Genomic DNA, 22,741 nt, shown 5'->3' on the forward strand with positions numbered 1-22,741 from the left:
AAACAAAATTCTTCTCAGCAGAGTCTTTTACCTATTCATCTGGCTTCCGAACCGGCTCCATTTCTAGGAAGGATGCTCTTGTATGGTTTCTCAACTGACTGTTAAACCTCATTTAGGTAAGCCTCATCTCTACGAATCGCTGTTGATTGATCCTCTTCATTGCCGCCGGGTAGAGCGGATTGCTCGCAAGCAAACTCGTGGCAGCGCGATCGCGTGGGAAGATGCAGCGCAAGCGGCTCAGATGAAAGTGCTGCAAGCGTTGAGGGATGGGAAGTTTCGCCAAGGAGGGGTGGTAGAGTTTTCCCGTTGGGCAACGACCGTAGCCCGGTTTGAAATCATCGATCTTGTCCGCAAAGAAAAGCATCGCTCCTGCGCCAGTCTCGACACTGCCCTTCCGGGAACCGATGTGCCGTTGCTCGATACGATCGCAGATGAGTTGAATGCCTTCGATAGCTTAGAGCGATCGGAACTGGTATTAAGCGCGATCGCCGCGATCGCTGACCTTGATCGCCGCCACCCAGACCGGGGCTATCTCAAACTGTGGCAGGGGCAAATTCAAAGCACAACGCAAACTCGGTTGGCGAAAGAATTAGGAATTACGCAGGGAGAGGTTTCTAAACGGTGGAAGGAACTCGTGGGCAACGTTGCTGAAACGCTGGGACTTGGGCAACCGTCTACGCTGAAGCGCGAACACGAGACGCTCCGAACCCAAAAGGTAAACCGCACGCGATCGATGGCTCAGTGGTAAACGATGTGATGGTTTGGCATATCGTTGGATTAGGATTCGTTAATAATAATTAGAAATCGCAATCAGAAGCCGCCCAAGTGCAAATCTAGATTTTGTTTTGTAGAGTCAGCCATGTCTGTAGACCAAAGCAACACCATGTCTACCCCATCCCAGCCTGATCCCGCTCAGATGCCTCAACCTGGTGAGATTTGGGAGGTTAGCCCTCGCCTTCGCAGCCCCATACCCCTGTCTCGCGAAGAGCAACAACGGCTGTACGCTGAGCCTGCGTATCGGTTTTTGCAGGGCGGCTCTGCTCGCTATGTCATGATTGTGACTGCGCCCAAATCAGAGCTTGATGAGGCTGATGAACCGTGGCAGGCGGCATCGGTCATGGTGCTGTCGGTCGAAACGCAGTTCTTGAGTGATGTCGATATTCTGATTCCCCGCCGCTTTTCTGGGTTGGGGCAAGACCTACTGGCAGAAACCTGGCATGTGCAGGAAATGCTGATTTGTAACCTCTTGCGCGCCGTAGGATATCGGTTGTCTCGTTTGATCTACGATGGCTTGATGACGGTTGGGGATTACGCGCACGGCGTTGTAGAGGCTCCACCGCCCGATCTCGATCTCCTGGGGCTGCACGCCGGAACAACCTCGGCTCAGAACGATCCAACGATTCAGCGCTTTCATGATCACGAGGTTGCCTGGAGCGATGTTTTGACGGTGCCCGTGGCAGCCCAGCGATCGCAACAAAAGCGGCTTCAGCTAACCCATGCCCTTTTGAATGAAGCCATTCACCTCGAACGGGAACTGGCATCTGATCGGGTGCCGATTGCCTTAAGCCAATGGTTGCAAAAAACCGTCAAAGCAGGATTGCCGTCCCTCTTAGCAGGATGGAAAGCAGAAATGGCGGGGTTGGCGATGTTATACGGTGCAGAGCCGATTGCCACCCGCAGTCTCCCTGTAGACCCTTTGCCCTCAGGTAACTCAGATGCCATTCAAGCCTTGGTTGACCTGATCCAAACTGCTCAGGATGATGAAACCCTCTGGAGCGCCGTCGAGAGCCTCTGGAACGTTGCACCAGACCACACTGCCGCAGGCGTGAGACATGTCAAATTAGTTGATCTGGGGATGCAAATCGCGGGTCAAGCGATCGCGCTAGCCGTGGCGATCGTTCAGAAAGCGAATGGTCAAGTCGGGGTGTTGCTGCAAGTCTACCCGACGCGCCCTGAGGCATTTCTTCCGCCCAACCTAACCCTGCTTTTGTTGGATGAGTCTGGACGATCGCTGCGGGAAATTGTGGCACGGCAGGCAGATATTTGTCTACAACTGAAACTGAGCGGTGAACCGGGGGAAGAATTTAGCGTTCGCGTCACCCTGGGGGAAGCCAGCATCACCGAACATTTCGTGATTTAATTTTTTGTAGGCAACCGTACCCGTTGGGAGAATAGCCAGCCGCTTAGTCTGTCGTCCACTATGATGATGTCGATTGATGTCGCGATCGCGGATGTAGTCTGCTATGCCATCTGCTCCGTCGTCTAACTTTTCCCATCAAAATCTTCAAGGGCGCTCGTTTCAAGGTCAAAACCTGGTGGGGGCAAACTTTAGTCATGCCGATCTGCGGGGAGCCGATTTTACGCAAGCGGTGCTCGTCGGTGCGAGGTTCAGCCATGCTCGCGCTGGGCTGACGGCTTTTCAAGCCCTGCGCCTAACCCTTGCCGCCCTTGGTTTAGCTGCCCTAGCTGGATTCGCCTCAACGTTTACGACCATATTTGCAGCCTATCTGCTGTTTCCCTATTCTCTCAGTTCTGATCAAGTGCTTGCCTCCGGGGTGGTATTGGGGCTGAGCCTGATTCTCTCTATCGTGACGATGCGCTATGGGTTGGGGGCTGCCTTTGGCGGTGCGATCGCGGCAGGAGTAAGTTTGGGAGCGGTGCTTGGTAGTGTCACCAAAACGCTAGATGGCGTGGCGGCAGGGGCGATCACGGTGACGGTAACGGCAGTGGTTGCGATCGCAATTGTTGGCGTTTGTGCGATCGCCATTACAGCCGCCAGAGTGATTTCTGGAACGATAGCGGGGTATCTCACGGCGGTGATGATGGTGGTGGGCGGTGCCCCCGGCGCAAACATTGGCATCGTAGTCGGATTGGCAGTTGCGAACGTGATCACCACGGGAACGGTATCTAATGCGAGGCTATCGGCAATGTCAGAAGCCACGATCGCGGCGATTGTGGGTAGTTTGGCGGGGGCAGGGTTAAGCCACTACCTCAGTAGACGAGCGCTGGCAGGCGACCCAAAATTTGCAGCGGTTTGGAGCCGTGCGATCGCCTGTAGTGCCATCGGTGGAACCCGTTTTCGCAATGCCGATCTCACAGATGCCACCTTTACTCAAGCGCGGCTCAACAGCACAGACATGAGCAACGCCACCCTCACCCAGACCAATTTTTATCAAGCCAAACATCTCGATCGCGCCAAAGTGCAAAACACGATCTTGGCTGATCCGCAAATTCGTGCTTTGGTCACGACCCATCAAGGCGGTCACACGTCTTATGCGAGGCGAGATCTGCGAGGCGCAAACCTAGCAGGAGCAGACCTCAGAGGCGCGGATCTAAGCCAAGCCGATCTCAGCGACGCCACGCTAGCAGGAGCCTGCTTAGCGCACGCCAACCTCACCAGAGCGCACGCGATCGCCACAACCTTTCGCCACGCCACCCTCACCGGAGCCTGCATCGAAGCGTGGAATATTGACAGCACAACCGAGCTTGAGCAAGTCGTGTGCGACTACGTTTATCTCCGCCATCCTCAGCACGAACGGCGTCCCAGTAGTGGCACGTTTGCCCCCGGAGATTTTGCTGACCTGTTTCAAGAGATGATCCACACGATCGATCTCCTGTTTCGCAACGGCATCAACCAGAAAGTATTCAATTATTCTCTCCATCAACTCCGGGTTGAGAATGACGGAATTGTCCTCTCGATTCGCAGTCTTGAGCAGAAACGCAACGGAGCCGTCGTTGTCCGGGTGGATGTGCCGGCGGAAGCGGATAAAGCAAAACTTCATGCCGATTTCACCCACTATTACGGATTGGCATTGCAGGCAACTGAGGCAAAATATCAGGCAGAATTGCGGGCAAAAGATGAACAAATCGGGCTGTACCGTGAGCAGCTAGCCGACTGGAAAGACGTGGCACAGGTGATGGCGGCTAGACCCGCGCAGACAGAGCCGACCCCGCTTAACACCGTTAGCAAACTCGTGGTGCTGCAAATCGGGGCGGGAGATTGGCACACCGGATTTCCCGTCACGCTGCAAATTGGAGCAGAGCGCCCCTTGATGCAATGGACGAAAGGGCGACTGGCGGCAAATCCTGACTTGCCGCGCCTCTACAACGACTGGCAACGGGCATATCGCCGATGTCTACACGCCCCTTCTCGCCTGGAGATTCCAGACACGCAGGTTACAAACGTGAGCCGCCAAGAGTTCTTTCAAGCGTGTGACCCTGTGGAACTTGGTGAGGTCGATCGCGCTGCCCATCACCTCAAGCACCACCTGAATCATTGGCTGAATGCAGATTCTTTTCGCTCGCTCAAAGAACGGCTGTTAGAGCAACTTGCGCCCTCCGACTCGATTCGGATCATCTTGCAAACAGACGATTGTCAACTGCGGCGACTGCCCTTTCATGTTTGGGACTTTTGCGATCGCTACCCCACCGCCGAAATCGCCCTGAGCAGTCCAGATTTTGAACAAAAGTCTGTGCGGCGATTTGCCCTGCGAAACTCCGAAGGATCGCGGGTGCCACCCGTTGCTAGCTTGCCTCTTTCCAGGGTGAAGATCTTAGCCATTTTGGGAGATAGCACCGGCATTGATCTGAACACCGATCAAGCCATGCTCGATCAATTGCCCACCGCCGAGGTTACCTTTCTAGTCGAACCTCAGCGCCAAGCTCTTAGCGATCACCTCTGGGCGCAACCGTGGGATATTCTCTTTTTTGCGGGGCACAGTTGTACTCAGGCAGACCACCAGACCGGAGAGATGTCGATTAATCGCCGCGATCGCTTGACGATTGCTCAGCTTAAACATGGGTTAAACACGGCGATCGCCCACGGGTTGAGTTTGGCAGTGTTTAATTCTTGCGATGGTTTGGGGCTAGCCCACGACCTGGCTGATTTACACATTCCTCAGATGATCGTCATGCGAGAGCCAGTCCCCGATTTGGTGGCTCAGGCGTTTCTGAGGCATTTCCTGCATCGGTTTTCCCAAGGGGCTGCTCTCTCCCAAGCCGTGCGGGAGGCGAGGGAAACGTTGCAGGGGTTAGAAGATCGCTTTCCTTACGCGACGTGGCTGCCGACGCTCTACCAAAGTTCGGCTGCATCGGATCTGACTTGGGAACAACTTCAGCGTCATTAGTTGAAACGATCATGAGAAACTGAAGACTGAGTGAAAGCTATGGTTGAGCGCAGAAGGAGCGATCGCACCGACAATGGCAATACAGGGCAAGGTAAAGACGTTCAACCCCGCTTCTAAAGATTGGAATTGGTTATGGTGGTTCACGCTGCCGCTCTACCCCTACAGCCAGCGCCGCACCCTCTGCACCGAAGTGGTGAGAGACACGATTTGGACGTTTGACCAGATCCAAGGCATTCTCTACGTAGTCACGCCGATTCGCATGACAGCTGTGAAACTCGATCAAGGGGGGCTGCTGATTTATGCGCCCATTGCCCCAACCTCAGAATGCATCCGATTAGTGAATGAATTGGTCGCCGAGCATGGGGAGGTAAGGTACATCATTTTGCCCACGGTTTCGGGCTTAGAGCATAAGGTGTTTGTCGCTCCGTTTGCGCGGCGGTTTCCTCAAGCTCAAGTGTTTGTTGCTCCTCATCAGTGGAGCTTTCCGTTCAATCTGCCGTTGAGTTGGCTCGGATTTCCGGCAAGTCGCACCGTTGTGTTGCCCCAAGACAGCCGCGAAACGCCGTTTGGTGATCAGTTTGAGTATGCCATTTTGGGTCCGGTGGCGCTGGGCATCGGTCCGTTTGAAGAGGTGGCATTTTTCCACCCGCGATCGCGCTCCCTGCTGGTGACCGATGCTGTGGTTTCGATTCCCGATGAGCCGCCTGCGATCGTTCAACTCGATCCGTTCCCTTTGCTCTACCATGCCAAAGACAGAGCGAGCGATCGCATCGAAGACACGCCAGAAAACCGCCGCAAAGGGTGGCATCGGATTTCGCTGTTTGCCTTCTACTTCAATCCCAGTGCCTTAAAAATCATGGATCTTCTTCCATCGATTAAAACCGCCCGCACCGCGCTCGATCGCTCCAGAAAAAACTATTTCGGCTGGTTTCCCTATACCTGGAGAGCCGACTGGCACCGATCGTTTGAAGCCCTGCGGGGAGAAGGGCGGCTGTTTGTTGCGCCTATTTTGCAGCGATTGATCTTAAATCGCATTCCCAACGATGCGATCGCATGGGCAGATCGCGTCGCCAGTTGGAACTTTGAGCGGGTGATTCCTTGCCACTTCGATTCACCCATTTCCGCCACGCCGCAGCAGTTTCGGCAAGCCTTCGCCTTCCTAGAACGCCAGCCCCTCTGCGATCGTGCCCTTTTACCCGAAGCCGATTTTGGCTTGCTAAACGATGTAGATCAGGAATTGAGCAAACGCGGCATCACGCCCCCAGCTAAAGAAAAAATCTAGCGATCGAATCCCTGTCTCAGATCGTCAACCCTGCGTCAATTCCGCTCAAATCGAACCTAACGCCAATCATCTAAAACGTAGACATCCGCGCGGTTAAACGCAGGCGCGAGCGGATTTAGCATTGCCACTCCTGTAATCTCAGTGTGGTAGCCTCGTGCAATCATTCTGCGGTATGCATCATTGCGGCTAGTGTTTACCCCTGCCACAATCGATGATGCGCCCAGCGTTGCGCCTAGCATTTCACACAAATCAAGCAGTTGCTCAAATCGCTCTCCTGCTCTTGCTCCAAGACGGACGGCTGCAAATTTGACATAGCACCGATGACTTCCTGCTTCTGTGCCCGCGCCAGCATGGCACACCGCAAACCCAGCTAGTTCTGCCTTATCCCACAACAGCACCGTATCCCCTAAGTTGTGAGCCTGGACGGTGTTAATTTCGATCGCAACCTCTAAGCCTGCAAAAATCTCGTTTGTAATTTCAAAACAGGACGTGAGTGCAGCCGCGCGATCGCGCTCACTGAGTTGAGAATATCGGGCGTGCTCTAAAACCTGAGAAGAGGGAGTAATCGGCGTTGCCATCACACAGGTCAAATAGTGCTGCCAAAATCCAAACTTTTGGTAAAGCGCATGATGCTTGGGACTCGCGGCAAAGGTAAACAGCCCGACCTGCTCAACGTTCAACTGTTGAAAGTAGTCCATCACCGGAACTAGCAGTTTTTGGGCAATGCCTTGATTCCATAATTCTGGGTGAACGGTCAAGGGACCAACAAATCCAAAACTTCCCCAGCGCCTGGCTAAATTTATGCCGACGAGTTTTCCATCTAGCTCAGCCGCAAACGCCGAGGCGGGTTCTGCTTTCCAACGGTGAGGAATGTAGGCAGCATCGCCAAACATTTCGTCTGGGTTGGGCAGCCCGACGAAGGTGCCAAAGGCAAGCCGAACGAGTTGTTCTGCGTCGATCAGTTCATTCTCGCGGAGTAGTCGGATGGTGAGAGTCATATCCTTGTTTGCGAGTTACATGGGTTTTGCGAGTAGTTTTTATTCTCACTCCAATGTTTTGAGCGATCGTGGCTTCTTCATCTATATTGACCATAGAAGAATTGACCATGAAAGCACTGACCATGAAAGCAGTTGTGCGATCGCTGATTCAGTAAACGAGATCTTTGATGCTATCTATCCAATACTTCTAATACTGTCTTTGGCAATAGCTGATCTTTAAACCAAACAATTCGCGCTGGTGTATCCGCAATTTTCACCCCTGCTTTCTCCAAGTTGAGGCGCTCCGATACTGCCAACACCAGATCATCCCGTCCTGACTGGCGCACCTGCGAAAACTTCTTCTTCAGATACTCCGGTCGCCAATAGCCAACAATTTCTAGCAAAAATGTGCGCCCATCGGGATGAACCACCCGAAAATCGGGAATCATCACACTCCCCGGAATTGGAATGAGATCCACTTCCCGTTCAAGCCGCCACGGCGTTTTGGTTTTGCTCCACCGCTCCACAAACCCTGCTTCCAACATACTATCGTAGGTTTTGCCGGGGGGATAGTGGCTGACCAATCCGCACTCAGAATCGAGGGCAAAGCGCCCTTGACGAGATTTACCAGAATAGCTGTCGTTGAGGTGTAGCTGAGCGGAAATGCTCCATTTTGTGACGTGGAGTAGAGCAGGGAGAAGCTTTGCGATCGCAAGTCCATACCGCGTCGAAGGTTTAAACAGGCTCGTTGGTCCGTCTATCGTCAGGGTAAAGCCATGATCAGCATCGCCTTCGATATACGTCATCAGTTGAAATAATTTGACGTAGCGAAACAGGAGTTTATATTGTCCCGGATCGTTGCGATGAGCGTTGATCGTCAGGTGACTAGCACGATAAAAAACGCCTTGCACTTGCGATAGGTTATAGCGATGCAACAACGCTTCAGGGGTTGGGGCATCAAAGTTCATCAGAATTTGATTATCAGGTAAATCGGCATACAGTCCAGATTCAACCTGCTCGGTCAACACCTCGTGTCCAAATTCTTGAGTGAGCACATCGGCAATCGTTGCGATCGTACGTTGTGTGGCAGCCAGACTGGGCACAGCTTCAGCAGAAAGCGCGAAGACGCGATCGCGCAGCATCGGTGGATCAAGCGGGCTAACCGTTTCAAACGTGCTAAATGAGCCGTTGAGCAGATGGGCAAGTCCGCGTTTGAGGCGATAGTCTGTTTCTTCGCCTTCTAGTTCCAAAAGCTGCTGGCTGAGGCTGCCTTTGCTGCAACCCTTGGCAGCCTGAAATAAGCCGATCAGATCTGCTGCGATCGCAAGGGTCTGTTGATCAAGCGTTAGCCGCTTTGGAACCAATTCTTCACCGTTAAATCGGTGCATGAGCAAATCAGTGGGCAACATATCGCGAACGCTGTGTACAATGCAGACGAGAAACTTAGCATTGTAATATTTTTTATAAAAATAACCTTATTGGCACGTTATTGACACGCTTTTGACACGTTACTGCTAATGAAAATGACAACAACTTAATGAATAAATTTATAGTTCAATGATCCAGCTTATGCCGCCGCGATCGCCGCCCCTGCCTATTCTGCGAGCGACGACGACAAATCTTCTGTTTGGGCACCTTCACCCGGTAGCTCTAGACAATAGCCCGCCCCATAAACCGTTTTGATGTAACGCGGATGGCGCGGCTCAGGTTCTAGCTTGGTTCGCAAGTGACGCACATGCACCCGAATCGTTTCAATATCATCATCGGGATCGTAGCCCCACACTTCCTTCAAAATTTCGCTCGGAGAAACCGTCTGCCCATGACGCTGAAGCAAGCAGTGCAGCAACTCAAACTCTAAATGCGTCAGCTTTACCGTCTGCCCAAACCAAATTGCTTCAAACCGCTCTGGTACAAGCACCAACGGCCCATAACTCAGAATCTCGGTGTGTTTTGCCGCTTGAGGAATGCGATCGGTGCGACGTAACAATGCCCGAACCCGTGCCAGCATTTCTTCGACTTCAAACGGCTTTGTTAAATAGTCATCTGCGCCTGCGTTAAAGCCTTCTACCTTATTGGAAGTCTGGCTTAGGGCAGTCAACATCAACACCGGAATATCTGCGGTGCGATCGTCCCGTCGCAATCGCTGACAAATGGTAAATCCATCGACTTGTGGCAACATCAGATCGAGCATGATCAGGTCGGGTTGGAGTTGCAACGCCATCGCCTGCCCGCGAATGCCATCGCCAGCTTGACTGACATCGTAACCAGCCATTTCTAAATTGACGGAAACCAACTCAGAAATGGCAGCATCATCATCTATAACGAGGATTCGAGGCATTATATCGTCGTTCTGCTAAAAGGACGTGTGTTCAACAGGAAATCTACAGATATGAAGATTCCTGTTCAGATTATACGCAATGATTCTATTTCTTTCGTCGCATAAAGCTAAGAATACGAAAGAAATTTAACTCCTTAGAAATTAATCATTCGTAACTTAAGCGCTGATTTTAAGGTGACACAGCGCCTAAATTGGCGTGAAAAGTGCCGCTGAAGCGCCTTAATTTAGGTTAAGGTAAAACCAATTTACCAATTTGATGGGCGATCGCGACCCATGGCATCTCCCCCCAACTTTGGTGGATGAAGGAAGGTGTCGTTGGCGGTAGGGTTAGCTGTTGCGATCGCGATTTCAATCGGCATCAGAAACGGTTTGCATTATTTTATAGGCTGCTTTTATTGTGATAGCGCTGTGCGTCCTACTTGGGGTTTCGATTACTGCGATCGCACTCTTTTCCAAAAATCTCCGTCACTCGGCATCTCAAGCGATGTCTCTCGTTCCCCATTCTGGCTCTGATCGCTCGCTAGAGGAATTATCAAAAACTTCACTGCCAAAAATTTCGGTGATTATTCCTGCCTACAACGAAGCCTGCACTATCGAAGCGTGCGTGACTTCTGTGCTAGAAAGTACAGATTTATCCGTCGAGCAATTAGAAGTTTTGGTGATCGATGATCAATCTACAGATGAAACCGCCGCGATCGTAGAACTCCTGCAAGCTTCTCGCCAAGACAACCGGCTGCATCTCATTACCGGACAGCCCCGCCCCACCGATCACCATTGGATGGGAAAAAATTGGGCGTGTACTCAAGCCGTGCAGCAGGCAACTGGCGATTATTTCCTATTTTTAGATGCTGACGTGCAACTTCAGCCAGGATGTCTAGAAACTACCGTTGCGTTTGCTCAAAAAGAACAGGTCGATTTGCTCACGTTTTGGCTGACGATCCTCTGCGGCTGTTTTGCCGAATGGCTGGCTCAGCCCATTATTGCCAACTTGCTGGCAGCAGGCTATGCGTTTGATCAGGTAAACGATCCTCACAGCGAAACTGTGTTTGCTGTTGGACCCTTTATGTTGTTTCGGCGGAGCGCCTACGAGCAAATTGGGGGGCATCGTGCCGTTGCCGACTATGTGCTAGAAGACGTTGAGCTAGGGCGGCGCATCAAACAACACCAACTCAAACTCTGGTATGGCATAGGACATGACCTTGCCCAGGTAAGAATGTATCAGTCGTTTTCTGCACTGTGGGAGGGGTGGACGAAAAATTGGCACTTAGGCTCAAAGCGCAATGGGCGGCGCACGCTCTACACGGCATTGATCACGATTTTGGTGTTTACTGTTCCGTGGCTTGGGTTGCTAATTGCTGTCATCGAAGGGGTGACAAACTCTTTCACAGGTTGGACGATCGCCGCGATCGCACTCTCGCTCATCGGCATCAGACTGCACTACAGCATCCGGCAACTCACCCAACACCTGACGAATATTCCGCTTCGCTCCTGGTGGCTAACTGGGTTAGGGGGGCTTCTCGTCAGTGCGATCGCGATCGCATCGATCATCAAAGTAGAAACCGGCTGGGGATGGACATGGCGCGGAAGAAGCCTTGTCAACCCAGCCAGCATACGATAAAATCTCCTACTTTCCGTTATTGTTGTGGGGTGGAATGGGTGGAATTGGGTCAGCAAACGAGCATGGCATATTCAATCACAGCGTTAAACGCCATGGATCAAACGGCGTTTGTAGATGCAGTAGGATTTGTATTTGAAGAAACCCCTGCGATCGCGGCTCACACTTATCAACAGCGTCCCTTCTGCGATCGCTCAGACTTACACCAAAAAATGGTAGCGAGGGTTGAGGCAATGCCCCAAGCCAAGCAACTCGCGCTGATCTGCGCTCACCCAGATTTGGGCAGTAAAGCAAAAATGGCAGATGCCTCAGTCAAAGAACAAGCCAGAGCAGGACTCGATCAACTCACGTCCGCCGAATACGAGCAGTTTCAATCCCTCAATCAAGCTTACAAAGACAAGTTCAATTTTCCATTTATCATCGCGGTTAAAGACCACACGAAGACAACCATTCTCGCCGCCTTTCAGCAACGATTGCAGCACGATCGAGACGCAGAAATAAACCAGGCTCTCGCCCAGATTTGTCGCATCGCTTGGTTTCGCCTCGCAGATTGCGTGCAGCCGTAAGCCATACCCAGTCTTCTGCTCCCATGCTTCAATAACACACTTCGCTTAGGTGGACTTCTAACTTATGGTGGGCTTCTAAACTTGTTGGCTCTCGAATGCCTATCATCAGCCGTAAAATTGCTCCTGAGCGCGCGTTTCGTATTCCCAGATTGAGAACAGGGCTGATCGTGCTGATGCCGACTGATCCATTAAGGCACTGCCATCTAGAATGCGTGCGATCGCTCAGAGCTTACGTCGCAACCGCCTCAAGTCGGCAAGTATAATTTAGAATTCGATCCCATCGCAAAGAGGGCATTGTGGCGACTACCCCCAGACCAACTCCCAATCCCATGCATCCGCCAGGCAACAGCGTTCCTTCGGCTAACTGGTCGATCGATCAACTCCCCGGACTCAGCAGCACCGATCTCAAACGGCTCCACGCCCACGGCATCCGCACCACGTTCAACCTCCTCAGCCTTGGGCACACCCCCGAAAAACGCCGCATTCTCGCCAGCACCCTCGAAACTCATATCCAACATATCAATAAGTGGATTGCCCTCGCTGACCTCGCCCGCATTCCCAGTGTGGGCTGCCAGCACTGCGGTTTACTCCTTCATGCCGGGGTTGTCTCTCCTACTCAACTCGTTCAAACCCCGATCGCCAGACTGCATCGCCAAATGCTCAAACTTCAAGTTGCGATGATGCAGCGCCGCGATCTCTGTCCAACGATCGACCAAATCAATCGCTGGGTGGGGCAAGCCCGACGGCTCCGTTAAGGTTGATCACAAGAATTTCGCAAAACGTCTCCCCTGACCTAAACTCAGGGAACTCTGTAATCGAGAGTCTCCACCTTTAATCTGGATACCAAAACATTCCTTTGATGCCTTCCGGATCGGGCATAAACCCCAATGTTCGATAAAAATTCACCACTTGAGGATCAGCAAACAGCGTAATGTTGCTAATGTCTTCGCCGCGCAGTTTCTTAATCATGAATCGCATTAATGCCTTTCCCATTCCCTTGCCCTGGAACTCTGGATGCACAACCACGTCCCAAATGGTGGCATTAAATGCATGGTCAGACGTTGCCCTCGCAAACCCGACCAAGCGGCGCTGCATGCCCCGTTGTTCCCACATCGAAACCACCAGAAAGCTGTGCTGGATGGCTTTCTTCACCTTTCTCAAGGGGCGTCGCGACCACCCAACCGCATCACACAACTCTTCTAGCTCGTACAGATCAATTTCCCGCTCTGTACTAAAAAATACCCGTGAATTGGCGCGATCGCCTGATCCTTCCACTGCGATACGCTCAGGTGCGGTAGCACTGGTAGTCGAGGGGGCATCAGTCCCACTAAATAAGCTTTTCCAAAAACCCATGCGAGCGTAGTGAAGGTAGCAACAGTTAAGTCAAGTACTAGATTAAATCAAGTACTAGATAGTATATCTCCCCGATTCTCCGGATATCGCTCTCTCAAACAGCATGTTTCGAGATTTTCCCAACCTCCCTCGTTGCTAACTCATACCATGTTGACTGATAGCCGTTGACTGATAACCGTTTTTTCTGATCAAAACGAGCGTCTCGTTGTTATGCATTTACTCTAGTGGGCATCCCTACCTTCAATTATGGCTCTGGGCTTAAAACCAACAACCTTAGAACTGCTAAAGCGCTTCAACCGGGCGTTTCCCCAATTCTACGAGCAATTTGTCAGCAGCGAGATTCAGCTTCAGAACCTCAGGCTTGCCTACCAACTCTATCAAACCAAGCAAGCGGTCATTGAGCTAAAACCTGAAGGCAACAAAAGTGCGTTGCACTTTGCCTATCGAAACCAGTCGTTTTTGCTCAGCGATATTTTTGGGGTGCTGGCTGCCTATGGGCTAACGATTCATAGTCTGAGTTTGTATGGGCAGATTTATCCGCCGATGCTGGTGTTTATCAAGCTGATCGTGTCTCGTAGTGGCAAAGCGTTAACCGATAAAACCTCTGAAAATGTGTGTCGGGCGATTCGGGAAGCGCTGGCAGGGCGGTTTGAAGTCGAAGAGATGTTGGCGGTTGAATTTAACCTAGATGCCGGGTTAGAACAAGTTGAAACCGAGTTTTATGTCGATCCGGTGTTTCACTTGCCTGCGCTTTTGATTGAGGCAGATAACCAGCCAGGGCTGTTTTATAAAGTGATGTACGCGATTTGGCAAGAAGATCTGCTGGTGGTAAATGCTAACTTACTGGTTTGGCGGGGGCGAACTCGCTTGATTCTTTACTTATTAGGTCCAAACGAAAGTCTGATCCCGGAATATTTGGGGCAAAAGATCGCAGAAGGCGTCAAGCAGCGTTTACTGGGGCGTAGATTTTAGTAGCGTTGGCTCACGTTCGTCAATTTACTTTGCTGAGGAGTTAGGAGGGGCGAGAAGCTAAGATCGGAGTACTGCGCTCTAGAGAAGGTAAGGCATGAATTCGATCGAGCTTTCGCCGTTACGGATTTTGATTGTCGAAGATGATCCTATGATGCAACTGGGGTTAGAGCAGGCTCTGGAAGACTATCCTCAGCTAACCATCGTGGCACAGGCAAGCGACGGGTATTTGGGGGTTGAAGCGGCTCTTAAACACCTGCCGGATCTGATTGTGATGGACATTGGCTTACCGCGAATGGATGGCATCGCTGCCACTCAGCAGATCAAAGCCGCTCTTCCCAAGACTCGGGTTGTGATGTTGACCTCGCACACGTCTGAAACCGAAATCATCGCGGCGCTATCGAGCGGAGCCGATGCTTACTGTATTAAAGGATCGGATGTGGCTCGATTGATTAGCGCGATCGCGGCTGCCTATGAAGGGGCTGCCTATCTTGATCCCCAAATTGCCCGCCGCGTGTTGGAACATCTTAGACCCCCTGCTACGGAGATGAATATTGGGCAACTATCAGGGCGCGAATTAGAAGTCCTTAAACTTATGGTGGAAGGCTTGAGTAATCCTGAAATTGCTGCGGTGCTCTATCTTAGTCCCAACACGGTTAAAACTCATGTGCGCGGCATTATGAATAAATTGGCGGTCGACGATCGCGTGCAAGCGGCTGTGGTTGCCTTACGTGCAGGATTGGTTTAAATTATTTTCTTCAAGATTCGGACACAATATTTTATATTCTTCGTCTCTTCGTTTATGGGTGATCAATAAGCGATCAAAGGTTTGTAAAATTGCTGGGAGGGATGCGGTTTAACAAAGCGCCAAAACTGTTGTTTGCGCGTTAATTCATGGTGGTTAAACGAGTAAATTCTGCCAAATTGCTGAAAAAACTAGCCTAAACAATTTGATTTTGTTCTGGTCATTAAGCGATCGCAAAAATTGCAGGGGTCTGCTCAGATTGCGATAGAAATTTTGTTTGCAATCAATGACATGAGTTAGGTTAATGCGCGTAGATTTATCTAAAAAGCAGTTTCATGATGGCACGAGAGCCAGGCATACAGCACAACCAAGAAGTTCTTGAAGCTTATAGTTTGCAATTGGCTTCGTCAAGCTGCTTCGCCTCGAAGTTCTCATTAGAGGTCAATAGGGAGCACCATCACAAATCGTCACTTTCACAAAACTTTCTAAATACTATAAAATCTGTTTATTTTTTTAGCTTAGTAGCAAAAGAATTTACTTTTACATCCACAAATTAAGGATTCAAGTTTAGAATCGAATTGCACCGTTTATATTAGTTAAGCAATTTAGCAGAGTGGCTACTTAAGCGACGTTGATGCTCTCACGCGCCTCTGTCGTCTCTAAAGAAGCGGCAAGGAGCTTGTAGCACGGTATTGCCAATGTTATCAATGATGCCCTGTTCCTTAAGTACTCGCTTTTCAAAGCTGCTTCACCTTTAGACAGCGTTGCATCGGTTCATAAGAGTAGTTATCAAGAAATGTTGGTATTTCCGCATATTTTTGCTTACGTCTCTCTTAGTCTTCAAAATCCTGAATTCCCCAGCGCGCCCTTTTTTTGAAGATTGCATCGTGACTCGATTGAGATAGTGGTGCAACGCGCGGGATTTGAGAGTTGCCTAATTTTTCACGTTCAAGGGTAAATTAACCCTTTAGTATGACGGCAACCCTACAGGCAGGATTGTTACCCTGATGATGTACATCGCTTTTGTTGCATCATTTCTGCAAGCAAGTCGTTTCTCACATGCCTGGAACCAGACAGATGAAATTTGAGGATATCTATCAATTTTTCAAAGATCCGCCTCCTTTTTACCTAAACAAGGAGCTAGCGGTATGCTACGTTCTCGCTGTACTCTTGCGGGGCGATTCGTACGGAACGGAACTCATTCAACTTCTAGAAACTGAATACCCGCTCTATCGTCTTTCTGACACCGTGCTATACAGCGCACTCAAGTTTTTGGAAGATGAAGAGATGGTGACTGGCTACTGGAAAAAAGTTGAAGGGAGGGGGCGTCCGCGGCGGATGTACCAGATCCGTTCAGAAGCCATGCAGCAGGCTCAAGACTTGGCTCATCTCTGGCACGACTATGCTGGGCAAAAGGATTCTCCAGTTGCTCAAACAGCAGCTTCGGAAAAGTAGACCCACGCTATGGCTCAACAATGACTCCATTGATGAATCCTTTTGTTGTCTACACTAAAGGTGTAAGCAAGATTTTCGTGGCTGAGCTACACCATGACTGACTCCGTGATTCTGTCTACGCTAGTCCTAACCGCCCTATTGATGGTCGGGCTGTTCTTCTTTATCCGCGCCTCGACTAAAGATAGGATTCAGCAGGTTAGGCTAATCTCTGAGCAGCCAGAAGAGTCTCTCTCCAACCAGTTGCGACAGTACTTTGGGAAACGGGCTTATCGAGTGGCTGCGATCGATGCGGTTGCTAACCAAGTTACCTTTGAGGGCAAAGTACGCCCCAGCTTGTTTTTAGCGGTTTTTCTGTCACTGCTTGCCGCCGTTGGGATGCTGTGTCTAATGCTCGTCCTCTCAATGGTGTTGCCAAGCGGCTCCCTATTCTGGCTTGGTTTGTTGCTCCTGTCTCCGTTGGCAGGAGTTTTTTATTGGCGTGGGGCTGATCGAGTAGAGCAGGTGTCGCTGAAGGTGGAGACTGTTTCGGGTGGGACGACCGATGAAAGTGGCTCTCAAACCATGGCAAAGACCTTGATTACAGTTACAGCCCACCGAGATGAGTTAGCGGAGTTGCAGCGTACTCTCGGCTCGACGGTCTCTAGTTAGGCAGGCTGGTGCAAAAGAGTTTCCGCCTTGAGATAGTGCGTTCTTGAAGCGCGATCGCGCTACGGTGGCTACACTGTAAAGAAAGCGTTACAAAGGAAGCACTGTGGAAACTGCAACACCAACTCTGACACTCGGCACAACTGATGTGACCGTTCCCCCTCTGGCAATTGGGACGTGGGCATGGGGCGATTCGTTGTTTTGGGGTTATGGCAAAGAGTACAGCGAACCCCAACTTAAAGAAGCGTTTGATGCTGCGATCGCATCCGGCGTCAATTTTTTCGACACCGCAGAAATCTATGGCTTGGGCAACTCAGAGCGGTTTTTGGGTCAGTTTATGAAACAGACTGAGCAACCCGTTTCCATTGCCAGTAAATATATGCCGTTGCCGTGGCGGTTCTCAGCGCAATCGGTTCATGATGCCATCACAGATAGCCTCAACCGCTTGCAGGTCGAGCACATCGCCCTCTACCAAGTTCATATGCCGTTCGATTTTTTCATGGGCAAAAAAACGCTGATGGAAGCGCTAGCGGCTGAAGTAAAGCGGGGTCGCATCGGTGCGATCGGCGTTAGCAATTATTCTGCTCAGCAAATGCGTGAAGCTCATGGCTATCTTGCAGCCCAAGGCGTTTCGCTAGCAGTAAATCAGGTGCGCTATGCCCTAATCAATCGCGAAATTGAAACCAACGGAATTTTAGACACAGCGCGAGAGTTAGAAGTCACCATTTTGGCGTATAGCCCGCTTGCCCAAGGGCTGCTGACCGGAAAATATACGCCTGACAATGCAGATACTGTAACGGGTGCTCGGAAATTCGATCCAAAATTTAGTCGGCATGGGCTAGCGCGGCTATCCCCGATTATTCAGAAATTGCAGCAAATCGGAGATACCTACGATCGCACTCCTGCCCAAGTTGCCCTCAATTGGTTGATGGCTCAAGGCAATGTGATTCCCCTCCCCGGTGCCAAAAATGCAGAGCAAGCCCGACAAAATGCAGGGGCGATCGGCTGGGCGATGACCGATGAGGAATGGACGCAAATCGACCTATTAACGCGATCGTATCGCTAACCCATACCCTCAACTCTGGCTGCCAAGCGCGCCAAATCTTGCCCATTCAGAATTCAGCAAGGGGCAAACCTCAGCAAGCAACGGTGAAACAAAGAAACAAAAAAGAGGAGCGCAAGCCCCTCTCTTTTTCTGTTCTAATCTTCTTTCTTCTCGGTAAATGGCGGATTTGGAATTTGCTCAGCCTCTGGGCAATCATCTGAAACCAACGGCTCCGAATTTCCCTTGGGAACAGAGGATAGCTTTTGCATTACCGCCCCAATGCTTTCTAGGCGAATCATTTCTTCCCACGATGAATTTTCGTCCTCTTCTTCCATCTCATAACGCAAAGTCACAAGATCACCTTCGATGTCTAAAATTCTGGCGCGTTCGATCCAGCGTTGTTGATCCCGCAAGAAAATCCAGACTTCTCGACCATCGCAACAGAGTTGATAGATCTTGCGGTGTAGCATAAATTGCTTCTCCTAATCAAAATTCTCTATACAAAGGGTAATGAGCAGGGCAATGATGAGGCTCACTGCCCCACCAAACAAGCAGAAACGCTAGGAGCGCTCTCCTCATCGGATAAATCCGGTTCACAATGTCTTAGCCGAAGTCTTAGTCGAAAAAACAGCACATTAGGAACAGGCGGCTTACTCATGGCGCAGACCCAGATCTAGCTCCGAGGCGGAAGGGCTGACCCCCTTGAAGGGACAAGCGGCTAAAAACTGGTATCTAAGCGGGGTGAGGCTGGGCGTTGCTGTCAAACTCATTAGTCAAGATAAACAGATGGGACGTGAATAACCAAATGCCAAAGCAGGCAGGCTAGAGAGCAACTAGGCATTTGGGTTTTATTCTAGAGCGTAAAGCGCATTGGCGAACTGGCATCGGTGAAGAGTAGAGACGAGCGGAGCATCGATGAATCTTGCCATTGTGCTTAGCGTTCCCATACACAAACAACAGGTGAACGGTTTAGAAATCGAACCGTTCTTAAGTACCGGATCGTACCATTATTTTAGCAATTGTTAAGCTCCCTAGTGGAACTTTTTGCAGGCACTTTTGATAGATAAGGACGAGGGAGTAGAGCAACCCAAAAGTAAAGAAAGGACATGATCGTTATGCATGGCTGAGAGGGGAGCATTTGATCTACGATCGCGCTGCCTTTCTTAGGGTAGCCAACGCGGATAAAAGCCCGAAAACGGTAGGGTTTCAGGCTGAAGCTTGGCGTTGAAGTCACTAGAAAGAGGCAGCAACCACAGTCGGCTAGTTGCGATCGCGCTGCCTGACGCTCCTTCGGTGGGCTGAGTTTGGTCGAAAAGCAAGGATGAGCCATCGGGAGCAACGGTCATCTGAATATCTCGCTGATTGGGTAGCAGCACGAGAGGATGCAGGGTTTGCTCTGGTTTGCCTCCTTTGATCGCGCCTTTGAGATCGATCGCGGCTAGGTAAGGTTGCTCTTGGTAGGTTTTTCCAGGAATAAGATTGGTCAGCAGGCAGTAAAGAATTTGCTGGGTTGAATCAAATTGAGCCGCTTGGATCGAGCCTGTAGTTTTAAAGATTTCTTTGGGGTCGCCTTGATTGGTGACCAGAAACAGAGAGCGAGTGTAATCGGTGTTAAATTTCACCATTGCGGCAGCGGTTCCATCGTTGGCAAAACTCAGCACATTGCCAAATTTTGGCAGAAAGTCGAGGGGGTCAGCTTGGGGTTGCAGCGGCAAAATTGCCAGCCCTTGCCCTTGCGCGATCGCGAGTGAGGTGCTGTCTGGGGTAATGAGAAAGTCGCCTCCAGGCTGTTTGTTGTCTAGCGATTCGGCTTTGCCACTGCCCCGAATCACCCATGGACCAGAATCGTTTGGATCGGCGCGATTGATGCGCTGAACCACGATCACGTCACCGTTAGCCGACAAATCAAACTTGAGGTTTTGATAGTTCCGATTGTCTAAAATCTCGGTCACTTGCCCCGATGGAGTTGCCGGAGCCTCGGCGCTGAACAACTGCAAGCCTTGCTCGTCGCCAAGGGGTTGCGGCGCATCGACTTGCAGCCCTGTAGTTACGGTATAAAGCTTTTGTTCGATCAAGCTCTGGGATTGGCTCGTTTTTTCCACTGCTGAGAATAAGATGCGATCGCTGTTTGGGTAAGGCTTGAAGTCCATCACCATTAGCGATGGCGGCGTCAGCACTTTCTTCTCCTCGCGGGTCATGTTGTAGAGAATCAAGCGTTCTGCCTCGTCTCCTTCTACGCCAATGTAGGCAAACGCCCGATCGCGAGTCCTAAAATTGCCCACAAACGATTGCAGCGTGGCACGATTTGCGCCTTCTGGCGTGAAGCGATCGCGGGCATCTTGCAGCGAAACCTGATAATTTGTGCCGTACGGGGCAGGCTGATTCAGCGTATATGCCAGCCGCCGCCCTGCCCAACTCACCTTCCCCGGTAAAGATGGGTTAATGCGGAGATTTTGCTCGACGCTGGCATGATCCATGGGGCGGCTAAACGTCAGCACAAATGCCTTATCGCCTGCGCCAATTTGCTTGTCTTGCCAGGTGAACTCGCGGATTTGGGGGGCGCTGCGATCGCCATTAATCAACAAAATGCCAATCAAAACCGCTAAAACGGCGGTCAACCCAAGGGCAGCCCGATCGAGCGGTTGAAAAAACTGCTTACGCGGAGCCGACGGAGTTTGCATCATGTGCGATACGAGGAAGTTTTACAGTATACAGGTTTCGGCAAGCTGGCAACGGCGAACCCCCGTTCAGCTTTCGTGAAGATTGTAGACTTCATCATGCGGGCTGATCAAACAAAGGAATGAATTCGCCCCTAGCTCTCAATTTTTTGGGAAACCCAATTGTTAAAGTCCCCAGATTAAGGGCTGTTAGGATTGCCGTAATCTAATACCAAATTGATTTTTCACTGCGACAGATCTTCGACCCCCCTGCCTACGGCATCCCCCCTTGCTCAGGAAGGACTTTCCGGCTCCCCTCCTGACTAAGGAGGAATTGGGGGAGGTCGCACGTCTCTGGCATTTACAGATTAATTTGGTATAACTTTATACGGTTTGGTGACGGTTTGGTATTTTGATCGAGCAACGCCATTTCACCTACGGGTCTACGGCGTCTGTCCTACCCGTTTTTTGGGTTCTGGAATTGTAATATCCAACGCGGTCACTGGCTGACCCAAACTCGACAGAGGTGGTTGAATTGCCTTCTGGCTGCCCACGACCAGCGTTACAATTTTGTCTGGCTGGAGGTGCTTTTGTGCCGCTCGTTGCACATCCGCGATCGTGACGTTTTCAACTGCTTTTTGGTAGCTGAAAATAAAGTCTTTTGGGTAGCCAAAGTATTCATAGCGCAGTAGCCGCGAGAGCGTTTGCGACGGGTCTCGGAAGTTGAAAATGAACGAATTGAGCGATGTATCTTTCGCAAACCCTAATTCAGCTTCAGAAATTGGCTGAGTGCGAATTTGCTCAATTTCTTTCAACACTGCGGTGATAAACGGAACGGTGGCATCCGATCGCGTTTCTCCTGATGCCAAGAAAACTCCCGGATAGTCGTAGGATGCCGCCCAACTGGCATAGACCGAGTAAGCGAGTCCTTGGCGCGATCGCACTTCGTTAAACAGGCGTCTGCCAAAGCCGCTCAGCACATCTTCCATGACCGAGAGTGCGGCATAGTCGGGGCTGTTTAACTGCCCGCCCAAATGCCCCATTTGAATGTAACTTTGATTAAGCTGCGGCTGTTCTACAAAATAAATGCCGCCTGACTGAGCTTGCGAGACCTTGGGCAGCGAAGGCAGCGTCGGCTGACCAGAAGGATTCCATGTCGCAAATTTTGCTTCGATCTGCGATCGCATCTGTTTGCTATCAAAGTCTCCCACAATTCCTAACAGGATGTTTTTGGGATAAAAATATTGTTGATAGAACGCGGCTAAGTCGGTGCGAGAAATATTGTCTAGCGTTGCATATTCGATCGTTCTAGCGTAGGGGCTAGCGTTGCCGTAAAGTAGTTTTTCAAACTCCCGGCTAGCAATTCCGTTGGGGTCATCGTTGCGTCTAGAAATTCCGCCTTGCACCTGCACTTTCTCGATCGCTAGCTTATCGTCTGCAAAGGCAGGCTGTTGCAGCACTTCTGCAAACAGGTCAAAGACTTGGGGCAAATCTTCGCTGAGGGCATTGAACCCGGCACTCCCCGACGTCGTAGAAATTCCGGTTTCCACCGAGGCAGCGCTCTGCTCCAAGATTTCGTTGAGTTGTTCGGGGGTGTGAGTTTTTGTCCCGCCCGATCGCATCACTGCCCCCGTCAGCAAGGCTAAGCCTGTTTTGTTTGCCGGTTCAAAACGATCGCCCGTGCGAATCAGGGCAGTTCCACTGACGAGGGGAAGTTCGTGGTCTTCCATGAGGTAAACGGTCATGCCGTTTTTTAACTGAAATTGGCTGTAGTCGGGCACGGTGACTTCGGGCGGCGGCGGAAATTTTAATTCGGTATAATGTTTGGCGGTTTCGGCGCGGGAAGGTTGTCCCAGGGTCAGAAAGATCAGTAGGGACGTTAGGAAAACGGGGACTAGAAAGAATGATTTGGGTTTCATGGAATCCACTATCGATGATTTGTCGATAAATTGTCGATGATTTGTCGGC

21 protein-coding genes are annotated in these 22,741 nt (G+C 50.8%); 13 read left to right on the forward strand and 8 right to left on the reverse strand.

Translation table 11 applies throughout. The features are described 5' to 3' along the window. Positions 1-82 precede the first annotated feature (82 nt). The 4 genes from GS601_RS07535 to GS601_RS07550 all read left to right on the forward strand — a co-directional run bounded on the left by GS601_RS07535 (position 83) and on the right by GS601_RS07550 (position 6,408). Entirely contained in the window at positions 83-748 is a 666-nt protein-coding gene (locus tag GS601_RS07535) for a sigma-70 family RNA polymerase sigma factor (protein ID WP_162422661.1), read from the forward strand. Positions 749-859: 111 nt separating this feature from the next. Further along, complete coding sequence (locus tag GS601_RS07540; RefSeq protein ID WP_162422662.1) at positions 860-2,140, forward strand: DUF1822 family protein; 1,281 nt, start codon at positions 860-862, stop codon at positions 2,138-2,140. A gap of 103 nt (positions 2,141-2,243) precedes the next feature. Further along, on the forward strand, positions 2,244-5,126 hold the full coding sequence (locus GS601_RS07545; protein ID WP_162422663.1) for a pentapeptide repeat-containing protein: 2,883 nt from the start codon (positions 2,244-2,246) through the stop codon (positions 5,124-5,126). Positions 5,127-5,169: 43 nt separating this feature from the next. After that, positions 5,170-6,408 carry a DUF4336 domain-containing protein gene (locus tag GS601_RS07550; RefSeq protein WP_338016985.1) on the forward strand — a complete coding sequence of 413 codons (1,239 nt, stop codon included), beginning with the start codon at positions 5,170-5,172 and terminating at the stop codon, positions 6,406-6,408. Between the two features lie 56 nt (positions 6,409-6,464). On the opposite strand, the gene GS601_RS07555 is transcribed toward GS601_RS07550, so the two are convergent. From GS601_RS07555 to GS601_RS07570, 4 genes are all read right to left on the reverse strand, one after another. Next, positions 6,465-7,406: a GNAT family N-acetyltransferase gene (locus tag GS601_RS07555; protein WP_162422664.1), complete on the reverse strand. Its 942-nt coding sequence runs from the start codon at positions 7,404-7,406 to the stop codon at positions 6,465-6,467. Next, positions 7,372-7,515 (reverse strand): hypothetical protein, encoded by a 144-nt coding sequence (locus GS601_RS07560; RefSeq protein WP_162422665.1) that lies wholly within the window; start codon positions 7,513-7,515, stop codon positions 7,372-7,374. Before GS601_RS07560 ends, GS601_RS07555 begins: the two co-directional genes overlap by 35 nt. A gap of 61 nt (positions 7,516-7,576) precedes the next feature. After that, positions 7,577-8,794 carry a DUF790 family protein gene (locus tag GS601_RS07565; protein ID WP_162422666.1) on the reverse strand — a complete coding sequence of 406 codons (1,218 nt, stop codon included), beginning with the start codon at positions 8,792-8,794 and terminating at the stop codon, positions 7,577-7,579. 185 nt (positions 8,795-8,979) lie between these two features. Continuing rightward, a complete protein-coding gene (locus tag GS601_RS07570) occupies positions 8,980-9,723 on the reverse strand; it encodes a response regulator transcription factor (protein WP_162422667.1) in 744 nt (247 codons plus the stop codon). Positions 9,724-10,207: 484 nt separating this feature from the next. On the opposite strand from GS601_RS07570, the gene GS601_RS07575 reads away from it, so the two are divergent. The 4 genes from GS601_RS07575 (at position 10,208) to GS601_RS07590 (ending at position 12,659) form a co-directional block, all read left to right on the forward strand. Next, positions 10,208-11,341 carry a glycosyltransferase family 2 protein gene (locus GS601_RS07575; protein WP_202924944.1) on the forward strand — a complete coding sequence of 378 codons (1,134 nt, stop codon included), beginning with the start codon at positions 10,208-10,210 and terminating at the stop codon, positions 11,339-11,341. Between the two features lie 29 nt (positions 11,342-11,370). After that, on the forward strand, positions 11,371-11,904 hold the full coding sequence (uraD, locus tag GS601_RS07580; RefSeq protein ID WP_338016986.1) for a 2-oxo-4-hydroxy-4-carboxy-5-ureidoimidazoline decarboxylase: 534 nt from the start codon (positions 11,371-11,373) through the stop codon (positions 11,902-11,904). Between the two features lie 95 nt (positions 11,905-11,999). Next, the gene (locus tag GS601_RS07585) at positions 12,000-12,167 is read left to right on the forward strand and encodes a hypothetical protein (protein WP_162422670.1); all 168 of its coding nucleotides are present in this window, start codon (positions 12,000-12,002) and stop codon (positions 12,165-12,167) included. A 33-nt stretch (positions 12,168-12,200) separates the two neighbouring features. Continuing rightward, positions 12,201-12,659: a DUF4332 domain-containing protein gene (locus GS601_RS07590; RefSeq protein ID WP_338016987.1), complete on the forward strand. Its 459-nt coding sequence runs from the start codon at positions 12,201-12,203 to the stop codon at positions 12,657-12,659. 76 nt (positions 12,660-12,735) lie between these two features. Here the strand turns inward: GS601_RS07590 and GS601_RS07595 are convergent, their stop codons facing one another. Then, a complete protein-coding gene (locus GS601_RS07595) occupies positions 12,736-13,257 on the reverse strand; it encodes a GNAT family N-acetyltransferase (RefSeq protein ID WP_162422671.1) in 522 nt (173 codons plus the stop codon). 246 nt (positions 13,258-13,503) lie between these two features. Here GS601_RS07595 and GS601_RS07600 point away from each other — a divergent pair, with 246 nt between their 5' ends. The 5 genes from GS601_RS07600 to GS601_RS07620 all read left to right on the forward strand — a co-directional run bounded on the left by GS601_RS07600 (position 13,504) and on the right by GS601_RS07620 (position 18,137). Beyond that, positions 13,504-14,229: a hypothetical protein gene (locus GS601_RS07600; protein WP_162422672.1), complete on the forward strand. Its 726-nt coding sequence runs from the start codon at positions 13,504-13,506 to the stop codon at positions 14,227-14,229. Between the two features lie 94 nt (positions 14,230-14,323). Continuing rightward, the gene (locus GS601_RS07605) at positions 14,324-14,974 is read left to right on the forward strand and encodes a response regulator (protein ID WP_162422673.1); all 651 of its coding nucleotides are present in this window, start codon (positions 14,324-14,326) and stop codon (positions 14,972-14,974) included. 1,074 nt (positions 14,975-16,048) lie between these two features. After that, positions 16,049-16,426 (forward strand): PadR family transcriptional regulator, encoded by a 378-nt coding sequence (locus GS601_RS07610; protein ID WP_162422674.1) that lies wholly within the window; start codon positions 16,049-16,051, stop codon positions 16,424-16,426. 93 nt (positions 16,427-16,519) lie between these two features. Beyond that, positions 16,520-17,074 carry a cofactor assembly of complex C subunit B gene (locus GS601_RS07615; RefSeq protein WP_162422675.1) on the forward strand — a complete coding sequence of 185 codons (555 nt, stop codon included), beginning with the start codon at positions 16,520-16,522 and terminating at the stop codon, positions 17,072-17,074. 103 nt (positions 17,075-17,177) lie between these two features. Next, on the forward strand, positions 17,178-18,137 hold the full coding sequence (locus GS601_RS07620) for an aldo/keto reductase (RefSeq protein ID WP_338016988.1): 960 nt from the start codon (positions 17,178-17,180) through the stop codon (positions 18,135-18,137). 134 nt (positions 18,138-18,271) lie between these two features. Here the strand turns inward: GS601_RS07620 and GS601_RS07625 are convergent, their stop codons facing one another. From GS601_RS07625 to GS601_RS07635, 3 genes are all read right to left on the reverse strand, one after another. Next, the gene (locus GS601_RS07625) at positions 18,272-18,586 is read right to left on the reverse strand and encodes a DUF6679 family protein (RefSeq protein ID WP_162422676.1); all 315 of its coding nucleotides are present in this window, start codon (positions 18,584-18,586) and stop codon (positions 18,272-18,274) included. A 693-nt stretch (positions 18,587-19,279) separates the two neighbouring features. Beyond that, positions 19,280-20,800 (reverse strand): Ig-like domain-containing domain, encoded by a 1,521-nt coding sequence (locus GS601_RS07630; protein WP_162422677.1) that lies wholly within the window; start codon positions 20,798-20,800, stop codon positions 19,280-19,282. 416 nt (positions 20,801-21,216) lie between these two features. Further along, positions 21,217-22,692 (reverse strand): M16 family metallopeptidase, encoded by a 1,476-nt coding sequence (locus GS601_RS07635; RefSeq protein ID WP_162422678.1) that lies wholly within the window; start codon positions 22,690-22,692, stop codon positions 21,217-21,219. Positions 22,693-22,741 lie beyond the last annotated feature (49 nt).

It is taken from the genome of Myxacorys almedinensis A (genome assembly GCF_010091945.1).
Taxonomy (GTDB): domain Bacteria; phylum Cyanobacteriota; class Cyanobacteriia; order Leptolyngbyales; family Leptolyngbyaceae; genus Myxacorys; species Myxacorys almedinensis.